Here is a 14,120-nt window from a genome sequence, read left to right as displayed (position 1 = left end):
TTTGCCGTCAGTGGATCACGTGCAGTTCGTAACGTGCGTCTGCCCTGTCTTCGACGACTTCGTTCGTGCAGAGGAACGCGTCCCAGCCCAGCCGCGACCCTTTGCCGAGAATGCTGGGCCCGACGTCCTCATGACGCAGCTTCAGCTTCACTTCGTATTCGAGCGTGATGCCCGCCAGCAGCGTCAGCATCCGTTCGAGTGCGACCGCCCGTTCCGCGCCGGGCAGGAAGGCCTCGTAGTCCGCCTTCTTCAACGGGCCGATGACGAGCCGCACGCGCATGTCGCGCTGCCAGACGCGCGTGCCCGCCAGCGCCGTCGCGCCGAGCGTCGCGTTGACACTGCCCAGCACCGTCAGCTGGTCGCGCGGCACGTCATACCATTTGCCAACGAACTGATCGACCTGCACGGGCACGTTGAAGTACTCCGCGAGATTGCGCTGCAAGTACGCCGCCGATACAGGCCGATGACGCGCAGCCAGCGCGTAGCCCGCAATCGCTTCGTCGAACAGTGCGCCCTTGCCCGCTTGCAGGCTCGCGCGCGTATCCGCATCGCCCACACCCGCCAGCGACAACAACAGCGGCAAGTACCGCTCGTCGCGGTCGAGCTCGTAGTGAAACGGCAGACGGTACTTTTTCCACGCCGCGTAGAAGAGTGCCGTCGCGCGATTCGAGAACACGTCGAAGAATTCGCGCGCGGCGCGGTCTCGCGTCATCTGCTCGCGATCGAGCAACTGCTCCGTGTAGTTGAGCGGCAACGCGCCCTGCCCGCCGAGCAGGCCGAAGAACGCGGGCGTCAGATCGACCTTGCCGATCGCATCGTTCACGAGCGCAGCCGTGCGCTGCGCCTTGTCCTTGAGCGCATTGCCATCTTCGTCGTACGACATGGCGGCCTGGATCTCGCTCGGCGGAAACGCGAGCGACAGCGTGGTGCGAAACGTCATGCGCTGCGCGACGACATCGCCCGCACGCTGGGACGTTTGCTGCCCGAACCACTTTTCCAGCAAACGCACCGCCTGAAAGAACTCGAAGCGGTGCGGCTCGTCGAGCAGTTGTTCGACTACGCCAGGATCGATTCGCCGCTGCGCGGTTTGCATCGCAAGATCTCCTCGCCCGTGCGCTTCGACACGACGACCAGTTGCACAAAGCTGTTCAGATGCACGTACAGCCCAAAGAAGCGATCGATCACGCCGACAAACGAAGCGAGACTCGCGCCGACGAAGTGCTCCTCGTCGACAGTCAAACGCACTTCGATTCCGCGCACGAAGGTCGCAAACGGATTGCCGGGCAACCACTGCACGGCCGCGCGCTGATCGATTCCTGTCAAGCCGTCGACATGACGCGCCGACACCGCCGTTCGCCGCAGATCGTAGAGCGCGAGCATTTCCTTGAGCGCCGCCAGCCCGCTGCCCGCGAGCGATACATGATTGAGCGCGAGATGCGAAATCAGACGCCAATGCGCGGAGCGCCCACGCTCGAAGCGCACGCTAGGCGTGGGTCTGCGCAACAGCGTGAGCGTGCTCGCCAGCGAGCCGCCTTCGAGAAACAGATCGCCCCCTTCGAGACCCGCCGCGAGTTGCGCGGGCAGATCGCGATTCGTGCACGTCAGGTCGACGCTGAGCGTGTCCGTTTGCGGCGCCGACGGCTCGAAGTCGATATCGACGATGGAGATTTCCGTCTCGTAGCCGGGGCTCTTTTGCGCGACCCAATCGTTGCGGCGCGCAAACCAGTAGTGGCCCGCGCGCGTCGCCTCGCCGTGATGCAGCGAATAGAACGGGCGAAATTCCGTCACCGATTCGCCATGCGCCTGCTGACGCACGAGGCGGACGGAGTCGATCGAATAGACTTCATACGCGAACGCCCGGCGAGCTTCCGCCACCACAGGGTATGAAACCGCCTGATGACTGATGCGGATCGGCTCGCCATGCTGTTTGAACAGATTGACGACGGGCGTGCAGAACAGGCGCAGATTTTGTGCGGACAACGCGTCCAGCAGGCGCGCGATATTCGAATCGCTGCGCACGTCTTTCAGCACGACGTGCAGCGTGATGCGATGGCAACGGCCACTGGCGCGCAACATGGCGGCCAGATCGAAATCGGCGAAACTGAATTTATCGGGAAACGCGAAATACTCGGTCAGCAGACGATAAGCCGGATGCGACTTCGCGGGATAGTCGATCAGTGCATCCTGTTCGTCGAAGCCGGCCTGTTCGACGGGCATGGCGCGCAGCGCTTTCCATACGCCATTGCGCTCGGGCTCGACGTACGCGGCCAGTGCATGCATGAAAAGGCAATCGGAAAGCGCGGCGACAAACGATTGTTCACCATGCAAATGGGCCCGCAATGTACTCAGCTTCAGCGCACCGAGATCGAGTTGCGGCGCGGTCGATTCAAGCGTGATCGAGAGCATGCCCGTCGCGCTCGCAGGGAGGACCGTCGCGCTCGGCGCCATCGCCACCGACGTGTACTTCGCTTCTGAAATACGAATGGGCGCGAGCACGACCTCGTACGCGGTCCGGAAACGGCATTGCACGCCGCGTATCGGGCGCGATTTGACTTCCGTGCCTCGCTCGATGGTCGCGGGCTGCGTCAGATTCCCAATGCCGCTCGACAAGCCGAATTGCGCGACCGAACAGGAAGGAAAAGGCCGCAAATAATGCGGATAAAGCACTTCGAAAAGTGCTTCTGTGAATTCCGGGTAGTCGTCTTCGAGCTTCTTGTTGATGCGCGCGCCCAATAGCGCGAACGACTCGATCATCCGTTCGACGTGCGGGTCTTCGCAATGCTCGCCCGACATCGCGAGCCGCGCGGCGATCTTCGGATAGCGCTCGGCGAAATCTCGCGAATAGCGCCGCAAAAACGACAACTCGCGCTCGTAATACGGCAGCAGTTCTTCCATGACTCCTTCCCCGAGCGAGATCGTTCCGCTTCGGCCTGCTCGCAGGCTCGCGGTATCACAGCTTCGCGCGTGCGCGCGTCACCGAGTATTGCAAGGTCGACGGATGCAGCATCGCGTCGAAACTCACCGGCTCTTCCGCCGGATGCACGACCAGCAAAGCCTGGATCGCAAAGTACAGCGCATTGGTCGACTGCTCATTCAATTCGAGCGTCACGGCGACCTGTTGCAGGCGCGGTTCGTGCCGGCCAATCGCCTGCTGGATCGACTTGCAGATGAACATGCGGTCGTAATGGCTTGCCAGACTCAAACCGGAAAAATCGTTCAGCCCATAAGTGAGCACCGAACGCTGGCACTCTGGCAGCGCGGCGAGGTCGGCTTCCGTCAGCGCGATACGCGTGTTGAGGATCGCTTCGACGTCGCGCGCGACATTCGACTTCAGTTCTTCCAGCGACAACTGCCGCATCGCGGCGGGTGCCGGAAGATGCGGCTCGTCGTCGAACAGCTTGTCGAAGAAACTGGGTTCGAATCGCTTCATAAGTTTGCTTCGAGCAACCTCAACGAAACTGCGGCAATGGGTCCGCATGCACAGCGGCACGCGGACCCGCTGTCATCAGACTGCGTACGTCTTGTCGTTCTTCGTCAGGCTCCATGCGCCTTGCGCATTGCCGCCCTGATTGCCGCCGATCTTCTGCTGCGTGTACTTCCATTGCACGGCGGCGTACTTCAGCGAGAACGCCTCAGTGGGCAGACCTTCGCCGACCACGCTCGGCGTAATGCTCGAAATGATCACGTACTTCAGCTTCACTTCGAGATACTTGATGCGGTTGCCCTCGCCGTCCGAGCGCATGAAGTCGATCGTCACTTCGTCAAACGTCGTGCCGCCCGAAGCATGCTGATAGAGCAGCGGACTCACGACGTCGATGTCTTTCGTGAACGCCATGTCGGCGTGCTCGCAGCGCTCCGACGTGTGACCGCCCGCCGTCGATGCCGTCGCCGAACGCGGTTGCGTGATCGCATGCGTCCAGGAATCGATTTCGATCCAGCCCTGATGGTCCTTGTCGGCAGATTCGCCCTTGATTGCAGGATTGCCGAACTTTAAGTAGATATCCTTCATAATTGTGCGACTCCCCAAAGAGGTGGTTTTTACAGTCACCCGGGCGGCCTACCCGGGCGTACTGACTCCGTTTATCAATTTGCCGGTTTCGGCAGGTCCGCCACGAGGCGCAAGGAAATAGAGAGCTCATCCAGCTGGAAGTGCGGACGCAGGAATGCGACCGAACGATACGAGCCGGGTTTGCCCGGAATTTCCGAGACTTGAATCGACGCCTCGCGCAGCGGGAACTGCGCCTTCTGTTCCTGGGTCGCGTTATCGTCGAGCAGCACGTATTGCGAGATCCAGCGGTTCAGAAACACTTCGACGTTCTGCGCCGATGCAAAGCTCCCGATCTTGTCGCGCATCATCGCCTTCAGGTAGTGCGCGACGCGCGAAACCGAGAAGATGTACTGCAATTGCGCGGACAGCACGGAATTCGCATTCGCGCTGTCGGTGTTGTACTTTTTCGGTTTCTGCACGGACTGCGCGGCGAAGAACGCGGCGTAGTCGGAGTTCTTGCAATGAACGAGCGGAATGAAGCCGAGATCGCTCAGTTCTTTTTCGCGGCGGTCGGTGATCGCGATTTCCGTCGGGCACTTCAGCGCGATTTCGCCGTCGTCGGTCTTGAAGGTATGCGTGGGCAGATCTTCGACGAGACCGCCGCCTTCCACGCCGCGAATGGCCGCGCACCAGCCGAAGTCGTCGAATGCGGCCGTCAGGCGCGCAGCAAACGCCCACGCGGCGTTGCACCACAGGTACTTGCTGTGATCGGTGCCGTCCACGTCTTCGACAAAATTGAAGCCTTCCGCCGTCGCGCCGTCTTTAGGATTGAACGGCAGACGGCCCAGAAAGCGCGGCAACGTCAGACCGACATAGCGCGAGTCTTCGGCGTCGCGGAACGACTTCCACTTCGCGTATTCGACGGTATCGAACACCTTGCCGAGATCGCGCGGCTTGCCGAGATCGGCGAAAGATTCGAGACCCAGCAGTTCCGGCGACGACGACGTGATGAACGGCGCGTGCGCGGCCGCCGCAACGTGCGACATCTGCTCGATGAAGTACATGTCTTCCGGCTGACGCGTGATTTCGAAGTCGCCGATCAGCGTGCCGAAGGGCGAACCGCCGAAGGTACCGAACTCTTCTTCATAGACCTTCTTGAAGAGCGCGCTCTGGTCGAATTCGATGGCCGTCTTGAAGTCGCGCACGAGGTCGCGCTTCGGCGCGTGCAGCGCCTTGATCCTGATCGTCGAGCCTGTGTTGCTTTCCTTGCACAGATAGTCGAGTCCGCGCCATGTGCTTTCCATGCGCTGAAATTCGGGCGCGTGCATCACGGCGCTCAACTGGTCGGAAATGAGACGGTCGAGTTCGGCGACGCGCGCATCGATTGTCGCGGACAGGTTGTCCGACACGATCACCGTGCCGTCCAGCACCTGATTCACGAGTTCGCCGATCAGATCCTTCGCGCGCGCGTGTTCCGATTCGGACTTCGCTACTTTGCTCTTCTCGACGATTTCGTCGAGAAGCGACACGCCGGCGCTTGCCTGCGCATTGGAATAGTGAGCTGCAGCCGCTTGCTGATTCATGTTACCCCCGGTGCCTGGTGACGCTACTTGTTCTCGTCAGTACGCGATTCGCCGTCCGCGCCATCGCCTTCGGCGCGTGGCGTCGTACCCGCGAGCGCCTGCAATTGCTGCGTGTTCTTCAGCACTTCGCCAAGCAGATCTTCGAGCTTGTCGTTGCCGGCCAGCTTGTTGCGCAGATCCGCGAGTTTCGAACGCGCTTCGAGCAGGCGGCGTAGCGGCTCGATTTGCGCGACCACTTCGTCGGGATTGAAGTCGGCCATGGACCGGAACCGCACATCGACACCGAACGTCCCGCCCGCATCGCTCAGGCGGTTTTCCACCTGGAAGGCCGCGCGCGGCTCGATGGCTTTCATCACGTCGTCGAAATTGTCGCGGTCGATACTGACGAACTTGCGATCCCGCAGCTTCGGCTGTTCGACTTCCGACTGTCCGGCGAGATCGGCCACCACACCGACCACGAACGGCAATTCCTTCACTTCGATCGCATCGCCGCGCTCGACCTCATAGGTCAGTTGAACGCGCGGCGGCCGCACTTTCTGCAAGCGCTTTTGAATACTTTCTTTCTTTGCCATCGACGGCTCCCGGGTGCGTGTGGTTCAGACCAGCCTGATATCAGCGCAGCGCGCTAAAAGGATCGGACGCGCCGCCGCTTTGCGCCGCTTTCGCGGGCGCAGCGGGTGCGGCAGGCGTGGCGGCAGGTGCCTGCGCGGGCGCGTTGGCAGCGGGTGCCGCGGCGCTGCTGTCCGCGGAATCGCTTGCCTTTGGCGCCTGTTTTGCCACATGACGCACGACACGCTTCTTCTTCGCAGGCTGCTTGTCGGTCGCCTCCGGCGGGAACAGCGTGGCTTCGCCGAGCGTGTCGCGCAATTGCTTCGCAAGCGCTTGTGCATCGGACTTCGCGTCGCCCGCAAGCGCCGCGTCCTGACGCAATTCACCAAGCGACTGCGTCGCGACGCGCAAGCCCGCGACGGCCAGCACGCTCTTCGCCTGACGGTCGGTCTGGTCGCGCTGCAATGCTTCCTGCGCGGCGACGATGGCCTGCCCGTAATGCCCCTGCGTGAACTGGATCTGCGCAATGCGCGACCACGGCTCTTCACGCGTCGGATCGGTTTTTGACAATTGCTGATAAAGCGCGATGGCGCGATCCTGATCGCCATTCTTCGCTACGGTATCTGCGTCGCTGAGCGCCTTGTTAAATGCTTCAGGCGTGGACGGAGTGGAATTTCCCTGTGTGGCGCATCCGGCAATCATGCCGCATACCAGCACTGCCCCAGAAAGACTGGTAAAGAGCCGATTTTTCATCGTTGTTTCACCGCCGTTGCGAATTTTATAATCAGGAAGAAAACGATTTTGCTTTGCACTAAGTGCGCGCGTATAGTACAGGCCAATTTTTATTAATTCAACTTTCATCTACAGAAGAAGAATCCGGAAAACGTGTCAATTGGATGTCTTCGACATATCCGGTAAATTAGGGCCGTCGGCAATTCATTCCGCATCGTTTGGCGGCAATAATTTCCTGGATCGCCATGCTTTGCATTTTCATTCCGCTTCTTGCAATCTGACATGCGCAGGGTGAAAACGAAGCACTCATCCGCCGTTTTAATTGACAATTCACAGGGGTAACCGGCTCGAAAGCCGGTCTATAAAGAATGAATACGCGCGCTATCCGGGTTGCATCGCTAATTGCATTGAGTCTGGCTGGAAGCTCGCTGCTGGCGGGTTGCGCGGCGGGGGTCAGCGTGCTTGGCGCAGCTGCCTCCTCGGCCCTGCAGGCTGCGGGAATCGGCAAGCCGGACGTGCCCGACTCGCAAAAGCCGCCACGCAATATCGGCTTGACCTTATATGCCGCGCCCAATCTGAACGCAGCGAATGACAAGCGTCCGCTCGCACTCGTCGTGCGCCTCTATGCGCTGAAAGACCCCACTTCTTTTCAACAGGCGCCTTTCGATACGTTTACTGATCCAGCCAAAGAGAAAAGTACTTTGGGTGGCGATCTGCTTGGCGTGCGCGAGGTGACGCTCATTCCCGGCCAGCGCTATAACGTCACTGAGAAGGTATCGCGCGAAGCGCAGGCATTCGGTATCGTTGCCCTATTCCGCGATCCCGCCATGCAACGCTGGAAGTTCGCGTTCGATCCGGGAAAGTCGGAGAAATCCGGCATAATGATCGGGCTGCATAACTGCGCAATGACGGTGACAAACGGCACTGTGATTCCGCCTGATCAGGGATTGCCCCTGCAGTCATTGAATTTGCTGTCGTCGGTCAGTTGTGGCTAAAGATGACGTTTAAAAGTCATTTAACAATTAACAATGTCGCGTGATAAAAGCCCGAATCGCCACTTAATCGGTCATTGTCATTCGCGCTTACAGATGTGATTTGCATAAACACAGGTTCGCGATGAGTTATTCCGCAAAGGTGCTCTGGGGGGAAGGTCTTTTTCTGAGGCCGCAGCATTTCCAGCGACAGGACGCGTACCACGAGGCACGCCTGTTCGAATCGATTCAGGCCATCCAGCCGTACAACTGGGGGGTGCGTTCGGTGCGCTTCGACCGCGATGCGCTCGGCAGCAACGTGCTGCGCGCGAGCGAACTGTCGCTCGTGTTTCCGGATGGCGCGCTCTACGCCGCGCCACAGGCCGACGAATTGCCGCCGCCCGTCGCGCTCGACACGCTGCCCGACGGCATCAACGAGTTCACGTTTTATCTCGCGCTGCATCCCGTGCGCGAAACGGGGCAGAACCATGCGAGCGATGAAGACGGCTTCGTGTCGCGCTATGTCAGCAGGCAGAGTGTCGTGCCCGACCATTTTACCGACGCCGCCGAAGCCGACATCACGTTCCTGAAAACCAGTGTGAAGCTGATCGCGCACAGCGAGCCGCGTGATCAGTTGTTGTCCGTGCCGCTCGTGCGCGTGCGCCGCACGGCGACTTCCGGTTTCGAACTCGATGAATCGTTCGTACCGCCCTGCCTTGCAATCGATGCATCGCCGCTTCTGCATCAAAAGCTGCGTCAGCTGATCGATGCGTTGCAGGCGAAGGTGAATGCGCTGTACGGTTTTCATCGCGAGCCGACCAAGAACATCATCGAGTTCCGCTCGGGCGACATTGCGTCGTTCTGGCTGCTGCATACGGCGAGTGCCGCGTTTGCCGCGCTTGCGCATCTTTATCAGCATTCCGCGCTGCATCCGGAGCGGCTGTTTCAGGAACTGCTACGGCTTGCGGGTCAACTGATGACGTTTTCCAAAGGCTACGCGCTCGCGGATCTGCCCGCCTATCGTCATGACGATCCTGGTCCGGGGTTCGCGCGCCTTGACGGCATGTTGCGCGAACTGCTGGAAACGGTGATCTCGACACGCTACTTCGCCATCGCGCTCGAAGAAGTTCGTCCGTCGTTCCATGCGGGGCGCCTCGACTCGGGCAAGATCGACGACAAGACGCAGTTCTTTCTCGCCGTGTCGGCGGATTTGCCCGCCGTCGAACTCGTCGACGCCGTGCCTGCGCGCTTCAAGGTCGGCGCCCCCGACGACGTCGACAAGCTGGTGCTTTCCGCGATGCCCGGCGTGCGGCTCGCCTACACGCCGCAAGTGCCGCCCGCGATTCCCGTGCGGCCGGGCGCATGTTACTTCTCGCTGGAAGCGCGCGGCGCGCTTTATGAGCGCATGTTGCAGGCCCGTTCGACGATGATCTATGCGCCGTCGGGACTCAACGATCTCAAACTCGAACTGATCGCGGTCACACCATGAGCTACGCCCCTTCCCTGTTCGACACCGACACGCAGCCGTCCGCAATGCCGCCGTCGGCCTTGCAGCCGAGCTATCAGGTTCGCTCGCTGCTCGATCTGCTGTACGACGGTTTTTTCATGCTGTTTCTGTTGAAGAACGGCCGCGAGCCGGGCAATGCTGCCGAGTTCATGAATCGCATCCAGCAGTTTCTGGGTGATTTCGAGCGCGGCGCGAAGAAGCTCGACGTTGCCGCGGAAGATGCTTATACGGCGAAGTTCGCGTTTTGCGCCGCCGTCGATGAGATGGTGCTGTCGTCGCCGTTTGCGATCCGCACCGAGTGGGAGCGACGTCCGTTGCAGCTTGCGTTGTTCGGCGAGCAGCTTGCCGGGGAGAAGTTTTTTCAGCATCTGGAGGAGTGTCGTGCGCAGGGGGCGGCGCGTTTGCAATCGCTCGAGGTCTTTCATATGTGTTTGCTACTGGGCTTTCAGGGCAAGTATTTGCTCGAAGGGCCGGAAAAGCTTGCGTATCTGACTGCGCGTCTTGGCGATGAGATCGCGCATATGAAGGGCAAACGCGCGCCGTTTGCGCCGCACTGGGCGTTGCCGGATCAGATCGCGCATCGGCTTAAGCGGGAAGTCCCGCTTTGGACCATTGGCGCGGTGTTTGCGTTTGTCGGGCTGGTGGCGTTTCTTGGGCTCAATGCGTATTTGAAGGATGCGACGTTGCGCTCGCTTGCGCCTTACTCGCAAATTGTCAGGCTTGGGCCGCAGTCGGCGAATTTGACTATTTCTCTGCCTTGATCTAGCGGGGCCGTGTGGCGATTTTCCGCGATACGCGGATTGTCTTGGTATTGAGTTTGGCTTTCTGGCAGTGCCGGTTTGGGGTTCTGGTATTTGTGCTGGCAGCCGCGGTTTGCTTTTGCTGGCATCCGCGATTCGTTAGCGTGCTTCAGGCGTCGCCGGTGTGCGTTTGCCTTTGCGCTGGCATCCGCGATGCGATAGCTCGCTTCACGCGTCGCCCCTGTGCGGGGCGGCACCTACTTTTCTTTGCCGCCGCAAAGAAAAGTAGGCAAAAGAAAGCGGCTCACACCGCCAGCACTAATTCTTGCCTGAGGGCCCCCAAAGGTTCTTACACTTCACACGGCAATCACATCATTCCTGCTCGTTGCCAGCGCTCTTGCTGGGCGCCTCACCGGGTTCACGCCCTCGCGTCACGGCACGCCTCGCCAGGCAGTCCACGGCCGCCCAGGTGGCAAACTGTGTGTAGGCCGTAGTGCCTCGCACGCCTCACTCCGGACCGATAGCACATGCGTTCCACCCTGTAAGAGCGCTACCCTATACGACGCGACAACCTACACACAGTTTGCCACCTGGGCGGCATATACCATTCGCCGCCGCTTGACCGGGTACGGGTATTTGAAGCGGGTGAGGCGTTCATTCGAAGCGTTGGCGACGGGCACTGGCCAAGGGCACCGCTGTATGAAGCGTGGGGACGTTGGGGGCCCGTGGGTAAACGTCAAGAATTGGCGGTGTGAGCCGCTTTCTTTTGCCTACTTTTCTTTGCGGCGGCAAAGAAAAGTAGGTGCCGCCCCGCACAGGGGCGACGCCTGAAGCACGCTAACGCGACGCGGATGCCAGCGCAGCAAAAGCAAAGGCAAAGGCAAAAGCAAAAGCAAAAGCAAAAGCAATCACACTCCCCCACCCACAGTCTTAACACTCTTCCACTGCCCCTGCTGCACCTCGAAGAGCGTATATGGCGGCTTAATCAGATCCCCATAAGGATCAAAAGTAATCTTCCCAGTAACACCCGTCAACGAAACCTTAGCCAAACTCTCAACGATCTTCGCGCGATCGAGCGAATTAGCATCATGAATCGCCTTCAACATAGCGAGCGCAGCATCATATGCAAAGGGCGCATACAGCTCGACATCCTGATTGAATCGCGCCTTATACCGCTTGCCGAAGTCCTGCGCCGCAGGCAACTTATCCAGCGCGGGTCCCGGTTCAAGATCCTGGGTGCGCTCACCCGAAGTACCCGCAATCTGCAGAAACGCATTACTCTTCAACGCGCCCGCACCAAACAGCTGTGCCTGCATCCCCAGCGAACGCATCTGCTTCACCAGCATCGCACCCTGCTCGTCCAACCCACCAAAGAAAATCACATCGACATTCTTGCTCTTCAGCGAAGTGAGAATCGCGCGAAAATCAACGGCCTTGTCGTTAGTGAATTCGCGTGACACGATGTTGCCGTTCGCTTCCTTCACGCCTTTCTCGAATGCATCGGCAAGACCTTGCCCGAACGCCGTGCGGTCGTCGATGATGCCAATGCGCTTCGCCTTCATCTGCTCGACGACGAAATGCCCCGCCACCACGCCGCCGATGCCGTCATGCCCCATCGTGCGGAACACGTTCTTGTAGCCCTGCTTGGTCAATTGCGGATTGGTCGAACCCGGCGTGATCATCGCGACATTCGCGTTGTGATACACAGTCGAAGCCGGAATGCTGCACCCCGAGTTGTAGTGGCCAATCACACCCACCACGCCTTCATCGACCAGCTTTTGCGCAACCTGAATCGCGACGCGCGGATCAGCCTGGTCATCCTGCACGTCGAGCACGAACTTGACCGGCTTGCCAGCAACGGTCGGATGCTTCGCGTTTTCTTCATCGAGCGCAAGTTGCGCGCCGTATTGCAGATCCTTGCCGACCCGCGCGACGGGTCCCGTCAACGGCCCGACAAAACCTATCTTGACGATTTCCGGGTCCGCAGCGAATGCGAATGAAGCATGCGCCGCCAGAGCGCAAACCCCTAACCTCATCAGCCATGTACGTCGATTCATGATGCGCTCCTGTCATTAGAAAATGTCGCGCTCTTTGCCTGTCGACTGACCCGATGCGCGACGCCTCGAAGTCGTCCTTGAAACATGCGTATGCGTCGCCTCAGAACCGTGTCGGCGCGTAGCGCGACAGATCGAGCGGCGGTGCGCGCCGCGCAACCAGATCCGCCACGATGCGCCCGCTCACGCCCGCCAACGTCAGCCCGAGATGCTGATGCCCGAATGCGTAAATCACCCGCTCACTGTCGCTCGAACGGCCCAGCACAGGCACGCCGTCGGGCAGCGTGGGCCGAAAGCCGAGCCACGTACTGTCGGGTTGCGTCAGCCCCGGCAATGCGCGCTTCGAAGAAAACGTCAGCAGGTCCAGCAACGAACGATTGCGCACGTCGCTGAAGCCGCCCAGTTCGACCGTCCCCGCAACACGCACGCCGTCGTCCATCGGCGTCATGTAGAAGCCGCGCTCGGCCCAACCGACCGGCCGCGAAATCAGGTGCGTGGCGCCCCGATAGCGCACGTGATAGCCGCGCTCAGTATCGAGCGGCACGCGGTCGCCGCATTGCGCCGCGAACTTCGCGGAGCGCGCGCCCGTCGCGACGACGACATGATCGAAGCGGCGTGGCGTGCCGTCGTCGGTCGTCAACGTGACGCCGTCTGCCGCCGGAGCAATGGCGCTCACGCTCTTGCGTTCGAGTTCCAGGCCACGCGCCGCAAGCAGTTCATGCAGCGACAGCAGAAAGCCTTGCGGATCGGAGAAATGCCAGCTGTCGCGGAAGAGCACGCCCCGCTCGAAGATCGGTGCAAGCGCGGGCTCCAGCTCGCGCACCTCGGCGGCGGACAGCACGTCGAACGACACGCCGAGTTGCTTGCGCAGATTCAGCGAAGCGCGCGATGCATCGAACGACGCACCGCTCGAATACAGATAGAGGCACTCGCGCGGTCTCACGTATTTCGCAAGCTCCCGCTCTTCCAGCAACGGCGCATAGCCGTCCTGCGCCTGCGCGAGCAATGCCGCGAGCGCGCCGGCACTCGCCTCATACCGCTTGCGCGTCGAGCTGATCATGAAGCGCGCGAGCCACGGCAACACGTGCGGCAGATAACTCCAGCGCAAACGGAACGGACTCTCGCTCGACAGCAGGAAACGCGGCAGATCGCGGAACACGGAAGGATTGTTCACAGGAATGCAGCCATACGGCGCGAACGTGCCCGCGTTGCCGAACGACGCGCCCTGCGCGACGCCGGACGGATCGAACAGCGTGACGCGGTGCCCGTCGCGCATCAGCCAGCCGGCGCTCGCAAGCCCGATGAAACCCGCGCCGACAATGCCGATCTCTGCCATCAACGCTCTCCCGACAATGCGCATACATCGGCCGCGGCAAGAATACCCGTGCGCGTGCCGTCATCCGCGTTGCGCCGCTTCGCCGCCGGCAGCCATGCCGCCGAGGCGAACGCGAGACTCGCGATGCTCGCCATCAATCGCGGCCGAAGTTCGGCGTCCACGCCCATCGAGACCAGCAAGCCGACGATCGCCGCCACAACCGCATACGAGAGCCATGGGAAGACCCACATGGGCAGTGAGGGCTGCTCGCCGTTGCGGTGCAGGCTTCGGCAGACGAACAACATCACGGCGCCCGACGCGTTGACGAGGAACAGGAACACGCCCTGCGGCGACACGATGGCGGCAATGACCGCCACATAGCCGACCACGCTGCTCAACTGCCGCTGACGCAATGCCAAGCGGGAACGGGGCGTCGCGCTCTCCTGCGTGTCGCGCGAGGCGCGGGCGTTTGTCCTGCTCTCTGCCATGCAAAAGCTCCTTTCGGCTCGATCCTGCAATTCGGAAACCACACAAAATATGATTCAAAGAATCACACAACAATTTTTTGTGTGCAATTAAAAACCTCATTGTGTGGTCCAGGACTTTCCCTGGCCCTTCCGGGCGTAGTCCTTGCCGGGCTTGAAAACCGTGGCATACCCGCGTATCTGGTATAAAATCCGG

13 protein-coding genes are annotated in these 14,120 nt (G+C 60.5%); 3 read left to right on the top strand and 10 right to left on the bottom strand.

The features are described 5' to 3' along the window. Positions 1-7 precede the first annotated feature (7 nt). From tssG to C2L66_RS31480, 7 genes are all read right to left on the bottom strand, one after another. Entirely contained in the window at positions 8-1,093 is a 1,086-nt protein-coding gene (gene tssG / locus C2L66_RS31510) for a type VI secretion system baseplate subunit TssG (RefSeq protein ID WP_054931746.1), read from the bottom strand. Beyond that, on the bottom strand, positions 1,057-2,895 hold the full coding sequence (gene tssF / locus C2L66_RS31505) for a type VI secretion system baseplate subunit TssF (RefSeq protein ID WP_060610209.1): 1,839 nt from the start codon (positions 2,893-2,895) through the stop codon (positions 1,057-1,059). Before tssF ends, tssG begins: the two co-directional genes overlap by 37 nt. Before the next feature lie 55 nt (positions 2,896-2,950). Continuing rightward, the gene (gene tssE / locus C2L66_RS31500; RefSeq protein ID WP_060610206.1) at positions 2,951-3,430 is read right to left on the bottom strand and encodes a type VI secretion system baseplate subunit TssE; all 480 of its coding nucleotides are present in this window, start codon (positions 3,428-3,430) and stop codon (positions 2,951-2,953) included. Positions 3,431-3,505: 75 nt separating this feature from the next. Beyond that, on the bottom strand, positions 3,506-4,009 hold the full coding sequence (locus C2L66_RS31495) for an Hcp family type VI secretion system effector (protein ID WP_035995719.1): 504 nt from the start codon (positions 4,007-4,009) through the stop codon (positions 3,506-3,508). A gap of 74 nt (positions 4,010-4,083) precedes the next feature. After that, positions 4,084-5,571 (bottom strand): type VI secretion system contractile sheath large subunit, encoded by a 1,488-nt coding sequence (gene tssC, locus C2L66_RS31490; RefSeq protein WP_054931743.1) that lies wholly within the window; start codon positions 5,569-5,571, stop codon positions 4,084-4,086. Between the two features lie 23 nt (positions 5,572-5,594). Beyond that, the gene (gene tssB / locus C2L66_RS31485; RefSeq protein WP_054931742.1) at positions 5,595-6,143 is read right to left on the bottom strand and encodes a type VI secretion system contractile sheath small subunit; all 549 of its coding nucleotides are present in this window, start codon (positions 6,141-6,143) and stop codon (positions 5,595-5,597) included. Between the two features lie 40 nt (positions 6,144-6,183). Then, complete coding sequence (locus C2L66_RS31480; RefSeq protein WP_082433876.1) at positions 6,184-6,873, bottom strand: tetratricopeptide repeat protein; 690 nt, start codon at positions 6,871-6,873, stop codon at positions 6,184-6,186. Positions 6,874-7,220: 347 nt separating this feature from the next. Here C2L66_RS31480 and tssJ point away from each other — a divergent pair, with 347 nt between their 5' ends. The 3 genes from tssJ to icmH all read left to right on the top strand — a co-directional run bounded on the left by tssJ (position 7,221) and on the right by icmH (position 10,091). Next, entirely contained in the window at positions 7,221-7,847 is a 627-nt protein-coding gene (tssJ, locus tag C2L66_RS31475) for a type VI secretion system lipoprotein TssJ (RefSeq protein ID WP_054931740.1), read from the top strand. A 121-nt stretch (positions 7,848-7,968) separates the two neighbouring features. Further along, positions 7,969-9,312, top strand: a complete 1,344-nt coding sequence (gene tssK, locus C2L66_RS31470) for a type VI secretion system baseplate subunit TssK (protein ID WP_060610203.1) — start codon at positions 7,969-7,971, stop codon at positions 9,310-9,312. After that, the gene (gene icmH / locus C2L66_RS31465) at positions 9,309-10,091 is read left to right on the top strand and encodes a type IVB secretion system protein IcmH/DotU (protein ID WP_054931738.1); all 783 of its coding nucleotides are present in this window, start codon (positions 9,309-9,311) and stop codon (positions 10,089-10,091) included. The genes tssK and icmH overlap by 4 nt, the downstream gene beginning before the upstream one ends. 887 nt (positions 10,092-10,978) lie before the next feature. Here icmH and C2L66_RS31460 read toward each other — a convergent pair. The 3 genes from C2L66_RS31460 to C2L66_RS31450 form a co-directional block, all read right to left on the bottom strand. Further along, a complete protein-coding gene (locus tag C2L66_RS31460) occupies positions 10,979-12,127 on the bottom strand; it encodes a branched-chain amino acid ABC transporter substrate-binding protein (RefSeq protein WP_060610200.1) in 1,149 nt (382 codons plus the stop codon). Positions 12,128-12,227: 100 nt separating this feature from the next. Continuing rightward, positions 12,228-13,460 carry an NAD(P)/FAD-dependent oxidoreductase gene (locus C2L66_RS31455; protein ID WP_060610197.1) on the bottom strand — a complete coding sequence of 411 codons (1,233 nt, stop codon included), beginning with the start codon at positions 13,458-13,460 and terminating at the stop codon, positions 12,228-12,230. Continuing rightward, positions 13,460-13,927, bottom strand: coding sequence for a hypothetical protein (locus C2L66_RS31450; protein WP_060610194.1), 468 nt, complete (start codon positions 13,925-13,927; stop codon positions 13,460-13,462). The genes C2L66_RS31455 and C2L66_RS31450 overlap by 1 nt, the downstream gene beginning before the upstream one ends. Between the last annotated feature and the right edge of the window lie 193 nt (positions 13,928-14,120).

Origin of the sequence: Paraburkholderia caribensis, from assembly GCF_002902945.1 — a bacterium.
Taxonomy (GTDB): domain Bacteria; phylum Pseudomonadota; class Gammaproteobacteria; order Burkholderiales; family Burkholderiaceae; genus Paraburkholderia; species Paraburkholderia caribensis.
This window is presented reverse-complemented; position numbering and strand designations above follow the sequence as displayed.